At 65.1% G+C, this 15,595-nt stretch carries 13 protein-coding genes and 2 pseudogenes; 7 read left to right on the plus strand and 8 right to left on the minus strand.

Annotated elements, in window-relative coordinates; translation table 11 throughout:
• Positions 1–12: 12 nt before the first annotated feature.
• Positions 13–948: a LysR family transcriptional regulator gene (locus ACN6PJ_RS12580; RefSeq protein WP_427996203.1), complete on the minus strand. Its 936-nt coding sequence runs from the start codon at positions 946–948 to the stop codon at positions 13–15.
• A 186-nt stretch (positions 949–1,134) separates the two neighbouring features.
• On the opposite strand from ACN6PJ_RS12580, the gene ACN6PJ_RS12585 reads away from it, so the two are divergent.
• From ACN6PJ_RS12585 to ACN6PJ_RS12600, 4 genes are all read left to right on the plus strand, one after another.
• Positions 1,135–2,679 carry a lytic murein transglycosylase gene (locus tag ACN6PJ_RS12585; protein WP_427996204.1) on the plus strand — a complete coding sequence of 515 codons (1,545 nt, stop codon included), beginning with the start codon at positions 1,135–1,137 and terminating at the stop codon, positions 2,677–2,679.
• Positions 2,676–3,278 carry a class I SAM-dependent methyltransferase gene (locus ACN6PJ_RS12590; protein WP_427996205.1) on the plus strand — a complete coding sequence of 201 codons (603 nt, stop codon included), beginning with the start codon at positions 2,676–2,678 and terminating at the stop codon, positions 3,276–3,278. Before ACN6PJ_RS12585 ends, ACN6PJ_RS12590 begins: the two co-directional genes overlap by 4 nt.
• Positions 3,279–3,361: 83 nt before the next feature.
• Positions 3,362–3,901 (plus strand): GNAT family N-acetyltransferase, encoded by a 540-nt coding sequence (locus ACN6PJ_RS12595; protein WP_427996206.1) that lies wholly within the window; start codon positions 3,362–3,364, stop codon positions 3,899–3,901.
• Between the two features lie 38 nt (positions 3,902–3,939).
• Positions 3,940–4,128, plus strand: a complete 189-nt coding sequence (locus ACN6PJ_RS12600; RefSeq protein ID WP_427996207.1) for an oxidoreductase-like domain-containing protein — start codon at positions 3,940–3,942, stop codon at positions 4,126–4,128.
• Between the two features lie 40 nt (positions 4,129–4,168).
• Here the strand turns inward: ACN6PJ_RS12600 and ACN6PJ_RS12605 are convergent, their stop codons facing one another.
• The 3 genes and pseudogenes from ACN6PJ_RS12605 to ACN6PJ_RS12615 form a co-directional block, all read right to left on the minus strand.
• On the minus strand, positions 4,169–4,606 hold the full coding sequence (locus tag ACN6PJ_RS12605; protein WP_043542334.1) for an acetyltransferase: 438 nt from the start codon (positions 4,604–4,606) through the stop codon (positions 4,169–4,171).
• Between the two features lie 63 nt (positions 4,607–4,669).
• The gene (locus ACN6PJ_RS12610; RefSeq protein ID WP_427996208.1) at positions 4,670–6,409 is read right to left on the minus strand and encodes a peptidase M14; all 1,740 of its coding nucleotides are present in this window, start codon (positions 6,407–6,409) and stop codon (positions 4,670–4,672) included.
• Between the two features lie 861 nt (positions 6,410–7,270).
• Positions 7,271–7,570: pseudogene (locus ACN6PJ_RS12615) on the minus strand (IS110 family transposase); the annotation flags it as partial.
• Positions 7,571–7,961: 391 nt separating this feature from the next.
• On the opposite strand from ACN6PJ_RS12615, the gene ACN6PJ_RS12620 reads away from it, so the two are divergent.
• On the plus strand, positions 7,962–8,663 hold the full coding sequence (locus ACN6PJ_RS12620) for an alpha/beta fold hydrolase (RefSeq protein WP_427996209.1): 702 nt from the start codon (positions 7,962–7,964) through the stop codon (positions 8,661–8,663).
• An 88-nt stretch (positions 8,664–8,751) separates the two neighbouring features.
• On the opposite strand, the pseudogene ACN6PJ_RS12625 reads toward ACN6PJ_RS12620, so the two are convergent.
• Positions 8,752–8,913, minus strand: a pseudogene (locus tag ACN6PJ_RS12625) (transposase); the annotation flags it as partial.
• A gap of 304 nt (positions 8,914–9,217) precedes the next feature.
• On the opposite strand from ACN6PJ_RS12625, the gene ACN6PJ_RS12630 reads away from it, so the two are divergent.
• On the plus strand, positions 9,218–9,910 hold the full coding sequence (locus tag ACN6PJ_RS12630) for a class I SAM-dependent methyltransferase (protein WP_427996210.1): 693 nt from the start codon (positions 9,218–9,220) through the stop codon (positions 9,908–9,910).
• Here the strand turns inward: ACN6PJ_RS12630 and ACN6PJ_RS12635 are convergent.
• Positions 9,867–10,340 (minus strand): Lrp/AsnC family transcriptional regulator, encoded by a 474-nt coding sequence (locus ACN6PJ_RS12635; RefSeq protein WP_427996211.1) that lies wholly within the window; start codon positions 10,338–10,340, stop codon positions 9,867–9,869. The two genes, ACN6PJ_RS12630 and ACN6PJ_RS12635, sit on opposite strands and share 44 nt — an antisense overlap.
• 108 nt (positions 10,341–10,448) lie before the next feature.
• Here ACN6PJ_RS12635 and ACN6PJ_RS12640 point away from each other — a divergent pair, with 108 nt between their 5' ends.
• Positions 10,449–11,933, plus strand: coding sequence for an aminotransferase class V-fold PLP-dependent enzyme (locus ACN6PJ_RS12640; RefSeq protein ID WP_427996212.1), 1,485 nt, complete (start codon positions 10,449–10,451; stop codon positions 11,931–11,933).
• A gap of 25 nt (positions 11,934–11,958) precedes the next feature.
• On the opposite strand, the gene ACN6PJ_RS12645 is transcribed toward ACN6PJ_RS12640, so the two are convergent.
• Complete coding sequence (locus tag ACN6PJ_RS12645) at positions 11,959–12,321, minus strand: hypothetical protein (RefSeq protein ID WP_427996213.1); 363 nt, start codon at positions 12,319–12,321, stop codon at positions 11,959–11,961.
• A gap of 766 nt (positions 12,322–13,087) precedes the next feature.
• Positions 13,088–15,499 (minus strand): ferric-rhodotorulic acid/ferric-coprogen receptor FhuE, encoded by a 2,412-nt coding sequence (gene fhuE, locus ACN6PJ_RS12650; protein WP_427996214.1) that lies wholly within the window; start codon positions 15,497–15,499, stop codon positions 13,088–13,090.
• Positions 15,500–15,595: the final 96 nt, after the last annotated feature.

Consider the following 15,595-nt stretch of genomic DNA (forward strand, 5'->3'; position numbering starts at 1 on the left):
GGTGATGCGTGTTCACGCCGCCAGCGCGATGCTGTCGGCCTGGATGGCCAGTTCGAGCTGCGCCGCGAAGGCGCGCGCCTGGCGCGTGCTGGGGCGGTCGCGGCGCCAGATGGCGGCCAGGGGCGATTTGCGCAGCGCGGGCCGGGCCGGCAGCACCGCCAGCTCGCCGCGCGCCTGCTGGACGGCCGCCACGCTGCCTGGCAGCATCCACAGATACTGGCCGTCCAGCAGCATCTCGCGGCCGAACTCCAGCGACAGGACGCCGATCATGTCGGGAATGGGCAGGCCGGCCTGGCGCAGGGACATTTCCAGTTCGCCGCGTATGCGGCTGCCCGGCAGGGCGGTGATCCAGGGGTAGGCCACGTAATCGGCCAGGGTGGTGCCGGGCAGCCCGGCCAGCGGATGGCGGGGGGAGCAGGCCAGCACCACCGGGTCGTCCAGCAGGGCGGTCGACCGGTAGATCTGCGGGTTGACGGTAGAGGAGAAGCGGCTGATCAGCACGTCGATCGCGCCGGCGTCCAGGTCCTCGATGAGCCGCTCGTGCGTGCCGATCTCGATGGTGAGCGTGATGCGCGGACAGGCCTGCCTGAAAGCGCGCGCGGCTTCTGCCACGGGCCAGCCCGCGAACATCGAAAAGCAGCCCACCGTCAGGCTGCCTTCGTCGCCGCGCGACACGGCCGCGAGATCGGTTTCGGCCTTGCGGAAACCGGTGAGCAATTGGCGCGCGTGGCGGCACATCGCAACGCCCAGGGGCGTGCAGGTGGTGCCCTTCGCGGTGCGCTCGAACAGCCGCGCGCCGACCAGCTCCTCGATTTCGGCGATGGCGCGCGAGAGGCCCGATTGCGTGCTGTGCAGTTGCGCCGCCGCTTTGGACAGATTGCCCAGCTCGGCGACGGTCAGCACGATTTCCAGGTGCCGGATGCGAAGCTTTCCTCGGAACGGTGTCATGGCGCAGCTTGGTCGATGTGCCGATTATTCTCTGTCGCGGCACGCTTGGCAACGCGCTCGCCGGATTCGGACGGGGTTCCTGCGCGCGCTGGCGCCGGACGCCCGTTTCGTGGCGGGCGCGGCCGTTCGATGCCGTTGGCCGGATCGCGGTACGATCCCGGCTGACTTCGATTTTTCAGGATTGCCATGCGCCAGCGTTCCATTCGCTTTCGAATCGATACTTTTTCCCGCGTGCTGACGGCCGCGGTGTTCGCGGCCGCCGCCGCGGGCGCCGCGCATGCGCAGTCGCCGGCCTCCGCCACCGGATCGCGCGCCCAGCCGGCCGCCCCGGCCCAGCCACTGCCCACCTTGACGCCCAAGCGCAGTTTTGACGACGCGCCCGCCGCGGCCCCGGCCGCGCCTGCGCCCGCGTCAGCCCCTGCCGCCACCGCCGCGCCCGCCGCTGCGGCGCCCGCCACCGTTTCCGCGCCGGCCGCCACGCCCGCGCCCGCGGCTCCCGCTGCCGCGCCCCAGGTCATCATTCCGACCGAACTCGATACCAAGGCCTGCATCGCCAAGCTGCGCAAGGGAGCGGCCGCCAACGGACTGACCGTGGCCGATTGGGACAAATACACGGCCAACGCCAAGCTGCTGCCCACGACGGTAGCGTCGGCCAAGGGCCAGCCCGAGGGGCGCGAAGCGTGGTGGGACTACATCGCCAAGACGGTGGACGATGAGCGCGTGAAAGACGGCAGCGCCGTGCTGGCCAAGTACGGCCCGCAGCTCGCCGCCATCAGCCAGCAGTATCAGGTGGACCCGGCCACGCTGGTCGCCATTTTCGGCATCGAGACCAACTACGGCCGCCAGGTCGGCAAGACCAACGTGCTGGACGCCTGGCTGACGCGCGCCTGCACCGAGAACAAGTCGCTGTGGGAGAAGAACGCCTACGCATCGGTGCGGCTGCTGCGCGACGGCACCGTGCCGGCCGACAAGTTCATCGGCTCCTGGAGCGGCGCCTTCGGCATGACGCAGTTCATTCCGACCTCGTTCTATGAACTGGCCGCCGACGGCGATGGCGACGGCAAGATCGATCTCTACAACTCGCTGCCCGACGCGCTGGCCTCCACGGCCAACCATCTGCGCAAGCGCCGCGCGAAGTGGACGCACGGCCTGCCGGCGGTGGTGGAAGTGCGCGTGCCCGCCGAGCTGGCGGCCGCCATTCCTCCCGAGCCCGATGCCGAGTACGTCGGCTCGCAGGACCGCCGCACGATCGCCCAATGGGCGCAGGCCGGCCTGAAGCAAGGCGACGGATCCGCGCTGAAGCTGCCCTCGGGCAATGACGAGCAGGCCTATCTGTTCGCGCCCACCGGCGCCAAGGGCCCCGTCTTCCTGGCCACGGTGAACTTCGACGCCATCCTGCATTACAACCAATCGCGCCGGTACGGCCTGGCGGTGTCGCTTTTGCTGAACCGCCTGCAAGGCGGCCCCGCGCTCGTCGCGGCCTGGCCCACCGACGATCCCGGCCTGTCGCGCGCGCAGATCAAGGAGCTGCAGGACATGCTCTACGGCCTGGGTTACGACGTCGGCGTGGCGGACGGCATTCCGGGCGCCAAGACCCGCGACGCCGTGCGCGAGGAACAGGCCAAGCGCAACCTGCCGCAGGACGGGCGGGTCGGCAAGCGCATCTACGACGCGATCAAGGCCACCTGGCCGCCCGAGGCGTTTCGCGCCCGCCCGGACGGCCAATCGTGACGGCCGCGCCGGGCACGCAGGGCTACGGCGAAAACGCCGCCGCCCTTGCGGATCAGTACGAGAGCATCGCGTTCGCCGACGTGCACCGCGATGTGGCGCACCTGATTCCCGCGGCGCCGTCGCGCATCGCGGACATCGGCGCGGGATCCGGCCGCGACGCCGCCGCGCTGGCGCGGATGGGCCATGCGGTGGTCGCGGCCGAGCCCACGCGGGCGCTGCGCCTGGAAGGACAGCGCCGTCACGCGCTGCCCACCCTTGAGTGGGTGGACGACGCCTTGCCCGGCCTGGACGGCCTGCGCGGGCAGGGCCGCGCATTCGACGTGATCATGCTCACGGCCGTGTGGATGCACCTGGACGCCGACGAACGCCGCCACGGCATGGAGGCCTTGGCGGCGCTGCTGGCGCCGCGGGGCCAGATTCTCATGTCGTTGCGGCATGGGCCCGTGCCTGCGGGGCGCCGCATGTTCGATGTGTCGGCGCAGGAAACCATCGAACTGGCCGCCGCGCACGGCCTGTCCTCCCACCATCTCAGCGAACGCGAAGACATGCTGGACCGCGCCGACGTGCGCTGGAGTTTCCTGGGCCTGCGCCTCGATTGAACCGCCGCGCCGGCTCATCCTTTCGGATCTGGGCCGGCCCGGGGGCGGCCGTTATGATGGAAGGCACCGCGACTGTTTCCGCCATGTCCCTAGCGCTGTTTCCTTCTGTGTTCGACACTGCCCGCCTGCATGCGCGGCGCATGGACGAAATCCACCTTCCGCTCATTGCCGCCATGCATGCGGACGGCCGTCTCATGGCGACGATGGGCGGCACGCGCGGCTTCACCGCCAGCCAGCTCTATCTGCAGCGCAACGTAGCGCACTGGCGCGAGCACGGCTTCGGCATGTATGTGCTGAGCGAAAGGGATGGCGGCGCGCTGGTGGGGCGCGCCGGCCTGAAGCGCGCCATCGCGCGCGACGGGATAGAGCTGGCCTACGCCTTCCTGCCCGATAGCTGGGGCAGAGGGTACGCCACCGAAATCGCCCAGGCGCTGCTGGCCCTGGGCTTCGGGCGTCTGCCCGTGGACGCGCTGGCGGCGGTGGCGCTGGACGACAATGCCGCTTCCTGCCGGGTGCTGGAAAAATGCGGCATGCGCCATGTCGCCATGCCGGACGCGGCCGGCGCCGGGAAGCGGCGCTACGAGATCCGCCGCGCCGAGTGGCGAGCCATGGTCTCGGCGTGATCGATCGCGCTCCGCCGGATCGGCGCTAACATTTCCCCATGAGCACCGATAAAGCAATTCCCGACGACGATCCGCCGCCCATTCCTCCCGAGCCGCCCGCGCCCGAGGAGTGCTGCAACAGCGGCTGCATTCCCTGTGTGTATGACGTCTACAACGAAGCCTTGGACGCCTACCGTGAAGCGTTGAAGGCCTGGAAGGCCAGGCATGAGGAAAAATCGGGCGCCTAGGGCCCGCGCCAAGCTCTAATTGGCGTAAACAGGCCCGGCCTCAGCCGGCGAGCTTCATGTGGATGATGGGAAAGGGCCGGCCCGAATCGTCATGCGCCGAACGGCCGACGTCCTCGAAGCCGTAGTGCTTGTAGAAGCCGTGGGCCTGGGGGTTCTGTTCGTTCACGTCCACCAGCAGCGTGCCGTGCAACGACCGCGCGAAATTCAGGAGGCGGCGTCCGGCCCCCTTGCCGCGCTTGTTGGCGTCCACGAACAGCATTTCGACTTTGTTGCCGTTCAGGCCCATGAAGCCGGCGACTTCGCCGGCGTCGTCCTCGCATACCCATACCCGCACCGAGGGCAGGTAGGTATTGAGCACCTGCGGGTACATGGCCTGGATCTCTTTTTCCGTCAGGAACGTATGCGTGGCGCGCACCGAACGGAGCCAGATGTCCACCAGTGCCAGGTCGTCGCCGTGATTGCGTTCTCGGATGTTCATTTTCTTATTGGTTCTAAGGGTCGGTTGCCGTCGCGGTCCTTGGCCGTGGGCGGCATGTAGCCGTTAAAGTCCCGAGCGGTAGAGCTCAGTCGCCGCCAGGACGGTTTCCATCTGCACAGTATGCGCGAAAACAAAACGGTCGCCGTACACGGTTTCATCCGGAAACTCCGAAATCAGCGCCAGCGGCAGGTCTTCGCGGTCGCTTTCCGTTATCTGCACCGGGATGCCGTTGAGCACGTCGAATCCCGTTTCGAGCGCGTGCGCATGAAATAGTTCAAGCTGCCGGGCATTGAACTCGACCAGGCCGGGCACGTTGTGCGCGAGCCTTGCGGTGACGCCTTCGATCAGGCGGCGGGCGCGTTCGCTCCAGCCAGGATGATGGCGCAGCACCAGGAAAAAGCCCTTGGGAATCGTCCACTGTTCGAAATGGCGCGGCAGATAGCCGGACAGAGGCCGTGTCCATTCGTGGCCGGGATAGCCGTGCAGATTGATGTGCAGTTGCGCCCCGCTGATGGCCAGCGCCTGATGCCGGCCGTCGCGCTCGAAGAACGGGGCGCGTTCGCGGTAGGCGATGTCGTCGCCCAGCGCGCTGTAGCGCGAAGCGTGCAGCATGTGGCGCGGATGATGTTCGCGCAGCCGGTTGAAGAGCGCGTAGCCGTCCGGGTTCTCGGCGGCGATGAGCGCGAAGTGCGCATTGCCGCGCGCGGCCAGCGTCTGCGCGGCGCGCAGCGCGCCCACGACGCCGGAGGTTTCGTTGGCGTGCTGCGCGCCCGAAATGAAGACGGCGGGGCCGGGGCCGCGCAGGTAGGTTCCAAGCACCGGCCGGCCCTGGCGCGAAACGGCCTGGAACGTGTCGCCGCCCAGCGCGGCCATGCAGCCCGCGATGTGAGCGGCCGAAAGCGGCTCGCGGGTTTGCGCCAGCGGCGCTTGCGGCGCGGCGGGGACGACGGGGGCGAGCGCGGCGAACGGTTCCAGCGATATCCGCACGCGCGCCGCGCCGTCATGGCGGCGGATGTCCGGAATGATCTGGCCGGGCTGCAGGCCGCGGTCGCCCGAGGGCCGGCCCGAATGCTGCTGGAAGTGTTCCAGCAGCGAGAAATACACATCTTCGTGCAGCGCTTCGAAGGTGCTGACGATTTCCTCGTCCACCGGCAGCGCGAAATCGATGCCCGGCAGGTCCACGCGGATCTCCAGGCGCTCGAAATACGGCTCATGGGCGCCCCATGCATGGGTGCGCACCGTGTCCACGATGCTGCGGAAGACTTGCTGGTATTCGGTGGCTTGCGCGGAATCGGTCTGCAGCGCGCCGCTGGCGTCGCGCACGCGCAGCCAGCCGGTGGGCGAGAGTTCGGGCGTGCCGTCGTGCGCATGGTTCAGCTGGTTCGGCGCGTAGACGCGTTCTTCGATCCTGCGGCCGTCGGCGTAGCTCAGGCTGACGTCGTAGTGCAGGTCGCCGGCGCCGGCCTGCATCGTGACCCGCACGCCTTCGAGCAGGGCGGCCAGCGGATACGCTTCCAGCGTGAAACGGTTGGCCTGCGCGTGTTCGTGCAGGGGATAGCGGACGACGACGGATTCCAGCCCCGCGCGGTCGACCTCTTCCAGGAAGAAATGCAGCAGCGGTTTGTAGGCGCTGCGAAAGCGCGCGGTGACCCCCGCTTGCGCCAGGCGCGCCTGCGCCGCGCGCCGAGCTTCCAGCCCTTCGAACAGCCAGCCTTCCACAACCGCGCCGCGCCAGGCCGGCGCCAGGTAGGCGTGCGTCCAGGCATCCAGCGTGCGGTCGTATGTTCTATCCAGCAACGACATCTTTGGCAATCCTTAAAAATCCCTGACTGACGGCGGGTGGCGCTACATGCCTGCCCCATCGGGCCCCGTCGATCGCGCGATTGGTCAGCCTTTCCGCTCGCGGCAGGGGCTCATGGTAGCGCGCCAGGCCTGCCCGCGCGTTGGCAGAGGGGGCTAAGGCTTCGGCCCTTAGCGGCGCAAAAGGAAGCTCCGCGGTTGGCACCGGTGCTGAAAATGCAGCGAATGCAGCGAAACTTCGCGTCCAACTCGCCGCTGAGGAAATAGCTGGAGGCCATGCGTTCGAGAAGCACGTTCCTGTGCAGGGCGAGTTTAAGGGGTTAGGACGCGTGAGCAATTTGCTAGTCATATAGAAAACGTAATGACTAATCCATCATCTGTGCGATATTACAAAGATGGTCGGGCAGTCTACCTTCAGGAAAGCACAGGAACCGTTGCCTTCAGGAATCCGAACGGTGGTGAAGGTACGGCGTTCCAGCCAAAGAACTGGAAAGAATATATTTCCACTCTTCCCGCTCAAAACTTCCCGTATTGAGATTGCTATGGATTTGCAAAAAGACTTTGGAGAGCGTTTTTTTGCTTGGTTTAACCTCGAAAGAATGGGGTTTGTTTCTTTCATATCTTCGGGAATCCTTCGCTCTACTTGATCGAAAGGATTATTTGTTAAGAACTGGCATTCCGATGGATGACGATTTGAAAATAAAAATGCAATTGAAGGGGGTTATGGAACGGGAGGGTTTAGGACTCTAAGCTTCTGCCGAAGGGACTGCTAAAAAAAATGCCGTCTTACCCGTCAAGAGATTAGGCGTAATTCAGGCGATCGGGCGAACGCGTTTTGAGCACGCCGAAGCACAGACGTGCGAGCGCCGAGCGCGGCATCTTGCTTTTGCCGGCGTCTAGCCGTTCTCGCAATAGGTCCTTGACCAAGGCTTCACGTCGCGCCAGCAGTGCATGCAATTGTCGAGCGTGCACGGGCGCTGGATGCCACAGCGGCGGCTTGAGCGCCCGGCCATAACGGGCCAGCACATAGCTGTCGATCCCATCGGTCTTAGAACGTACGGCCAAGGCTCCAGCGAAGTCTCGCGCCTGTGCAGGGTTAACCAGCGAGACATTCATCGGCGCATCGTGCAGCACAGTGGCGGCCTGTGCGTGATATTGGCCCGTCGCCGACCTTCAAGCGATCAGCAACTGCTGTCATGTGCGTTTTGGTTTAAATGGCTTGCGAATGTGCCATGCGATCTTTGCTGAAAGACAATGCCGGAATCGTGCTTGGATCCACGGTCAGGTTCAGATTGAAACAATTGCGATCCGTTTCCTCAATGTCTTCAATGTGAAAAATAGTACGAGTTCTGCGACCCGGCCTATCAGCAAGAAGTTAATCGTTGGAGAGTGTTGGGTGCCGCTGAGCGCTGCCTGGAGAAACGATGAGGACCGGGCACCACGCCTCATGCTAACCTGCACGGACAGACCTTCAAGCTCCAATGTTGAAACAATGGAGCGTGATGGTTCAGGTGACTATTCGATATCACGTCGATGTTAATGGAGACGAGCGGGGATGCGAAAGCCGTACCAAATAGTCATTCTGCCGGGGCTCGACGGCACAGGCATCATGTTACAGAGATTTGCGGCGGCATTGGCTGCCGACTTCCGTGTGAAGACGATCTGCTATCCGCCTCTCGAGCCTCTGAACTATGACGGATTACTGGAATGGGTACGACAACAACTGCCCGCCAACGACTTTATTGTCATTGGTGAATCTTTTTCCGGCCCTCTTGCCTTGCGTCTTGGACAAGAACGAATACCAGGGCTGCAAGGTATTATTCTGGGCGCTTCGTTCGCAAAGCTTGATGTACCACTGAAATTTGTGATGAAGCGCCTGGCGCGAATGGTCTCTCCTCGCCTCATACCGTCACGCATGCTGACGGCTTATCTGATGGGAAAGGGCGCAACGCCTGAGCTGAGACAGCAGCTCAAAGAGGTCTTGAGAACAGTCGCTTCCAAGGTTTGGCAGGTTCGCGCAGCAGAGGCGCTCTCTGTTGATCTTTTTGCCTCGGGTCAGACCATAAGCCAACCCGTTTTATATTTGAGGGCGACGAAGGATCAACTGGTGCCGAAGTCGGCGGCGCAACGTCTGGCCGGTATCGCGCCCGATCTTTTTATATGCGATATCGACGCGCCGCATTTCCTGTTTCAGCTGGCATATGAAGACTGCATTGCGGCCATCCGCCATTTCAGCAAGAGGCTTGCTGAAAAATAGCTCGACGGATGCCGTGTTCTGCGCAGGGTAGGGGGTGGGAAGTGGCCAACTCTGGCTCTAATCTATCGCGGTCCGCATGGAGTCGACACGGTCCATCGGCGAACGTCTGAAGCGCCTGCTCGGCCGCTTGTGCGCTGGGGGCCGCGTAGATCGGGCGCAGGGCCGCGGCCACGGCCTTGCGATCTTTTCAGCCCGCGTAATCCCGGCTGTTGCGGATGAGGCGCACGATGCAGGTATGCCGCCTTGTTGCTGCCGCCGCCGTCGTCGCCGATCTTGACCTGCGGCGCGTCGAAGAACACCCCCCGGTACATCGCCTCCAGCGGCCGGTAGAACGGCACCGCGCCTGGAATCTAAAGCACTGGAAGAGCCTGGCGGCCCTTATCGGCGCCGCGAATCGTGGCCGCCCCGTCTCCTTTTCAATCTCAGTCCGATCCTATATCTCCTGATTCCACCCCTGGCTATCTTTCCCCTCCAGGCAGCCGACTGCGGCCCGCGGGTCCCATGCGCAGTGCGGCGGTTTGCGAGTACGCCAACGGCACGGAAAGGGAAAGGAGATGCGCAAGCTGCGCTATTTGCTGAAGAGGGCGCTGTTCAAGCTGTCTCCTCGCGCGGCCGAAAGGCTGAATATCGATTTCCGGCTCCGCGCCGCGAACCGTCAGTTCCTAGAAGATTCGGTTTTCGGCTACATCAACAATATGGCCGGCGCGGCCCCCGGCGCGGTCAAGACGCTGTTCGTGGGCATCGATAAGCACAACTGGCACTATCCGCGCTTGTTGAATACGGAGTTCCACTCGCTGGATATCGAGGCCGGCAAGGCAGTCTACGGCCAGCCGGGCAGGCATTGGACGGGCAGCGCCACGCGCATGGCCGGGTATTACGGCGGCAACGCGTTCGACGTGGTGGTGGCGAACGGGTTGCTGGGGTTCGGCATCGACGAGGCCCAGGGCTGCAGGCAGTTGCTGGAGAATTGCGAGGCCGTGCTCAAGCCCGCAGGCGTGCTGGTGCTGGGCTACAACGACCGGCCCGACCGGGTGCCATATCCGGTGTTGCCCATGGCGGTTGGCCTGTTCGACGCATTCACGCCGCCGATCGCGGGAGTGGCGGGCCCGCTGCACCGCGCGGACGACGCCTTCCAGCATGTGTTCCTGTTCCTGAAGAAGCGCCGGCCGGCCGCCCGGGCCGATGCCTTGCCGCCGGCAAGCGTCAGATGTCCAGCTGCCGCAGATCCGGCGGACGGTTTTCGATGATGGCTTCCATGCTGAAGAAGCCGGTCACCGTGGACAGTTCGAAGTCGGTGATCAGTTTCTGGTAGAAGCGGTCGTACCCGGCCATGCCCCGGCAGGCCACTTTGATCAGGTAGTCCCAATCCCCGCCGATGCGATAGAACTCCGTCACCTCGGGCAGGCGCTCGACGTGGCGGCGAAAGCCGTCGGCCCAGTCCTTGGCGTGGTGGCTCGTGCGGATCATGACGAATACGGTCAGGTCCAGCCCCAGTTCCACCAGATTGACCTCGGCCCGCGTGCCGCGAATGATGCCGCAGGCATTCAGGCGCTGCAGCCGGCGCCAGCAGGCGTTCTGCGACAGGCCGACGCGGTCGGCCAGCTCGCGCTGCGACAACGAGCCGTCTTTCAGCAGGCAGGAAATGATGCTTAGATCGAGTTTGTCTATTTTTTCCATATATTCGATCAAATGACCCGTTTTTGATTGGCTGAAGCAAAATTTAGGTGATGTTTCATCAATGCATCCATCGTATGATATTTCGAAACGTACCGGAATATCCCTGCCATGAATGCCCCCCTCCCAGCCAGCCCCGCCCGCGCACGGCCGTTGCAGCAATTCGAAGCCAGCCTGAGAATCGGCGATGTCGTCGCGGCGCTCGCCGACGGGCTGATCGGCAAGGATGCGGTGGTCGACGGACCCTATGGCGCGAAGCCGCTGGTCTATGCCGATTACGTGGCCTCGGGCCGCGCGCTGATGCAGGTGGAGCGCTTCGTGCTGGAGCAGGTGTTGCCGTATTACGCCAATTCGCACACCGAGGCCTCTTTCTGCGGCGGCTACATCACGCGGCTGCGCCGCGACGCGCGCGCGGCGATCGCCCGCTGCTGCGGCGCGGGCGATGAACATGCGGTGATCTTCGCCGGCTCCGGCGCCACCGCGGGCATCAACCGCCTGGTACACCTGTTCGGCGTGCCCGCCGCGCTGGCGGCCGGCAGGAAGGTCCGGGTCATCATCGGGCCCTACGAACACCATTCGAACATCCTGCCCTGGCGCGAGTGCGGCGCCGAGCTCATCGAAGTGGCGGAAAGCCCCGAAGGCGGCCCCGATCTGGCCCAGTTGGACGCGGCGCTGGCGAATGCTGGCGACGCGCTCGTCCTCTGCGCGCTGTCCGCCGCATCCAACGTGACGGGCATCGTGGCGGACGTGGCGGGGATCACGCGGCGGGTCAAGGCCGGCGGCGCGAAGATGCTGTGGGACTATGCCGGCGGCGCGCCTTACCTGCCCGTCCATATGTCGCCCGCCGTTGACGCCCGCATCGACGCCATCGTCTTCTCGCCGCACAAATTCATCGGCGGTCCCGGCGCGTCGGGCGTGCTGATCGTGCGCCGCGACGCGGTGCTCGATACCAAGCCCACCTGGCCAGGCGGCGGCACGGTCAAGTTCGTATCGCCTGCCGGCCATGATTACAGCGGCAGCCTGGAATCCCGCGAGGAAGCCGGCACGCCCAACGTCGTAGGCGACATCCGTGCTGCCCTGGCGCTGCTGGTGAAAGAGGCGCTGGGCGCCGATTTCATGCGGGAACGCAACGCCCAGTTCGTACAGCGCGCGCTGGCCCGCTGGAAAGACGCGCCGCAACTGGAACTGCTGGGCTCGCTCACGGCGAACCGGCTGCCGATCTTCTCCTTCCGGGTCCGCAACGGCAAGGGCGGTTTCGTGCACCAGCAGTTGGTGACGCGCATGCTGAGCGACCGCTACGGTATCCAGGCCCGCGGCGGCTGCGCCTGCGCGGGCCCCTATGTGCACCGTCTGCTCGGGATCGGCGAAATTGAATCCAACCGGATGCGCCAGGCCATCCTCGACGGCCGCGAGATCGAAAAGCCCGGCTTCATCAGGCTGAATTTCAGCGTCCTGCTATCGGACGACAAGGCCGATTTCATCCTGGATTCGGTGCTGGCGCTGGCCGCGGACGCCACGGAGTTCGAGCCCCGCTATGGTTTCGATCCCAGTCGCGCCATCTTCTATCCGCAAGGCGCGGACAAACAGGCCGCCTGACGCCTAGGCCTGCGACGGCGGGCCTTCAATCCTTCATCTGCGGGCCGCAGGTTCTGATCCACGCGGCCTTCAGGTCCGTCAATTCGTCGGACGCATCGGTCATGGCGCGCACGACTTTCTCCGGAAACGCCACGCCATCGCGACGGCAGGCTTCGAACTCGTCCGCCAGCGCGAACCGGGCATCCAGCAGGTCCAGCCGGCCCTGGCACAGCGCGTGGTTCAACTGCAGGTCGTTCGCCAATTCGCGCGTGCGCTGCACGTCCTGCGCGCGCGCAATGTTCGCCCGCGCGGCTTCGACTTCGGCTACGCATTCGCTGCCGGCCGCGTGCGCGGCGGCGCTGGCGGAGAACAGCAGGACGGCGAAAAGACGGCGGGCAAGGGCGGGCATACGTGAAACCTTGGTGTTGCGGAAGGAACGGTCTGCATCATAACTGCTGCGCGCCGCGTGCTTGCCTCGCCGACGCCTCCCCCTTGCTCCGGCAGTCCGGATATCGAACCGCCGACGCACCGGCAGTCCGCGGCCAGGCGTGGCGCTTATTTGCTTGGGGGGCGATGGGCGACCGCGACGGCTATCGTGCCGTCGGGAAGCCGGTACTTTCCGCCCTGAAGCCATGTCACGAGCTCGCCCGTAGGCAATGAGCAGATGTACTGCGGCGGCTGCGGCGATGCTTTCGCGTTTCGCTTGATCACCAAACGTCGCTCTACGCGGCACGTAGAACGATCCGGCAGCTTGACGATGACGTCTGATAACCGAGTGCCTGAAGCCATGCTGTCATCCTCCTGGATCGGCGCGCCTGCCTCGGGTGAGGGGATTGCCTGCAGGCGCATGTTCCCGTGGCGCTTCCATCTGTAGCACCGGCATTCGGATGAGAAGCATCCGTCGTGACGGGTATGGCGGCGGGCCGATATCAGGCGCACGCGCGAGGCAGGCCATCTGGCCGGGCCGCAAATGAAAAGCGCCCCGATGGCGGGGCGCTTTGCTCGGCGATCGCCGGGTATCGGGCATGTGTGTGATGAGCATCCCCCAAAAGTAGGTGATCGGATGGGTGATGCGAAATAAATGCAAATAAATTCGCAATAATGTTGCGACACGGGGAGAACGGCTTGCGCGAACCGCCAGTCGCCGTACCGCGCGGCGCCGCATAGCCCCGCGTTCAGAACTTCGCCGTCAGGTTGACGAAGACGCTTCTCGGCTCGCCATAGTAGACCTGGTTCATCACGCCGCCCAGGTAGTACTTTTCATCGAACAGGTTGTTGAGATTGATCTGCGCCGACAGCCGCGAACTGAAGTCGTAGCGGGCCATGAGGTTGTAGATCGCGTAGGCCTTCTGGCGCGCCGTGACGCTGCCGTCGCCGACAGGCACGCTGGACCAGGTGGTGAGCTGCCAGTTGACGCCGCCGCCCACGGTCAGTTTGCTCCATTCGCCCGGCAGGCGGTAGGTCGTGAAGAAGCGCGTCACCGCTCGGGGGCGTTCCGTGTTGACGGATACGCCGTGGGCGTCGCGGCTGGTGTAGTAAGTGCCGCCGGCATAGATGTTCCAGCCCGGCGCAAGCTGCCCGCTCAACTCCAGTTCCACGCCCTTGGTGGTCACGCCGTCGGCGGTGGTGTAGGCCTCGTCGAACGTGCCGGGCACGATCTGGCCGGGGTCCACCACGGCCACCTTGCTCTGCTCGACCTTGAACAAGGCGATGGACGCGTTCAGCCTGCCGTCCAGGTATTCGCCCTTCAGGCCCACTTCGTAATTCCTGCCCTGCACCGGATCCAGATAGCCGCCGTTGCGGTCGCGGTAGTCCTGCGGCAGGAAAATATCGGTGTAGCTGGCGTAGGCCGAATAACTGTCGTTCAGGTCGTAGATCACGCCGGCGTACGGAATGAACTGCGAGTCTTTCTGGTCGCGTCCCGGGGCCCGCGATTTCCAGGTGGCATAGCGCCCTCCGGTGATGGCCGTGAGGCTGTCGGCCAGCGACCAGCGCACCGCCGTGTAGACGCCGCGCTGGTGCGTGACGGTGTCGCGCAGCGTCGCGGTGGTCCACTCAGGCTGGGCGAACGAACCGTCCCATCGATAGAAGTTGCCGACGCTGTCCAGTTCGCCGGTCCGGTCGTAGCTGTAGAAGTCCTCGCCGTAGCGGCTGCGCATCGCGCCCAGCACCAGTTCGTGGCGCCGTCCGAACAGGTCGAACGGCCCCTTGGCCTGCAAGTCCAGCGAAGTCTGCTGCGCGTAGGAATTCCAGTAGCCCGGCCTGGCGCTCATGCCTTCGCCGGTCTGGCGGTCCGGCTGGCCGCTCAGCCACAGCAGCTTGGCGTCGTACTCGCTCTTGCGCTGCGACCAGTCGGCGCGGGCTTCCCAGCCGTTGCCGAAACGATGCGACAAGGTCGCGAACAGGCTGCGGTTCTTCGTGTCCCAGTAAGTCCAGTCCGCGGCGGGACTCTTGGAGCGCCGCCAGTCCGTCGGCGATCCATCCGAAAACAGCACGGGCAGGCCGCCCCAGGTGGAAGCGCGAGGCCGCTTGTCTTGGTAATCCGCGCCCACGCTCAGCCGCGTCGTCGGGCTCAGGTCCGCATCGATCACCCCGTAGAACAAGCGCTTGTTGGCGTGGTACATGTCCAGGTACGAATCGCGTCCCTGGTACATGGCCACCATGCGCGCCCGCACCGTCGCTTCTTCGTTGAGCGGCGCGGTGAGGTCCATCACGCCGCGGTACTGGTTCCAGGAGCCCGCGCCGGCGCTCACCGTGCCGGTGAACTCGCGGGCGTTGGCGTGCTTGCGCACGAGGTTGATGGAGGCCGACGGATTGCCGGCGCCGGTCATGAGGCCGGTGGCTCCGCGCACGACCTCGATGCGGTCGTAGATGACGGAATCGTTGTCCGATTCGCCGTACATGGACAAGCCCAGGGTAGTGGGAACGCCGTCGTACTGCAGGCTGTCGATGTAGAACCCGCGAGACCAGAAGTCGGTGCGGTCGCTGTCTTCGCTGACCACCTGCACGCCCACCACGTTGCCCATTACTTCGTCGAGCGACCGCAGGTTCTGGTCTTCGATGCGCTGGCGCGTCACTACGCTTACCGATTGCGGCGTTTCGCGCAGGCTCAGGGTCAGGCCCGTGGCCGCCGAGGTGGCGGCCGTGGTGTAGGAGCCCGTGCCTTCCGTGACGGTCGGGTCGGCGGTTCCCAGCACCGTCACGGGCGCGAGGCTGGACACCTGGTCTTCGCGCGCCAGGATGATGCTGTCGCCCTGGCGGCGATAGGTTACGCCGGTGCCTTCGAGCAGGGCGCGCAGGGCGTCTTCCGGCGCCAGCGTCGCGCGCAGCCCGGGGCTGTCCGCGCCGGCCACCGCCTCGGGCGGATAGAAGACGCGCACGCGGGTCTGGGCGGCCCATTGCAGCAGCGCGTCGCCCAGCGGCTGCGGCGCGATGTCGATGGCCACGGGCTTGGTCTGGGCCGACGCCTGGGCTTGCGCCTGGCTGGCGCCCAGCGCAAGCCCCAGGGCGATTGCGATGGACAGGAGCAGCCCGGGCTGCGATGTGCTGGCGGCGCGCGGCGCTTTGGTGAGGATTCGATTGTTCACGATGCCTGAGTTCGGTTCGCTATGGGTCGTCGCGGCGATGAAATGACGCCGCTTTACTAGAACGAACCAGCAGGGAAAAAACCTGAATCCGGCCGG

The organism is Achromobacter sp., assembly GCF_050285585.1.
Classification (GTDB): Bacteria; Pseudomonadota; Gammaproteobacteria; order Burkholderiales; family Burkholderiaceae_B; genus Achromobacter.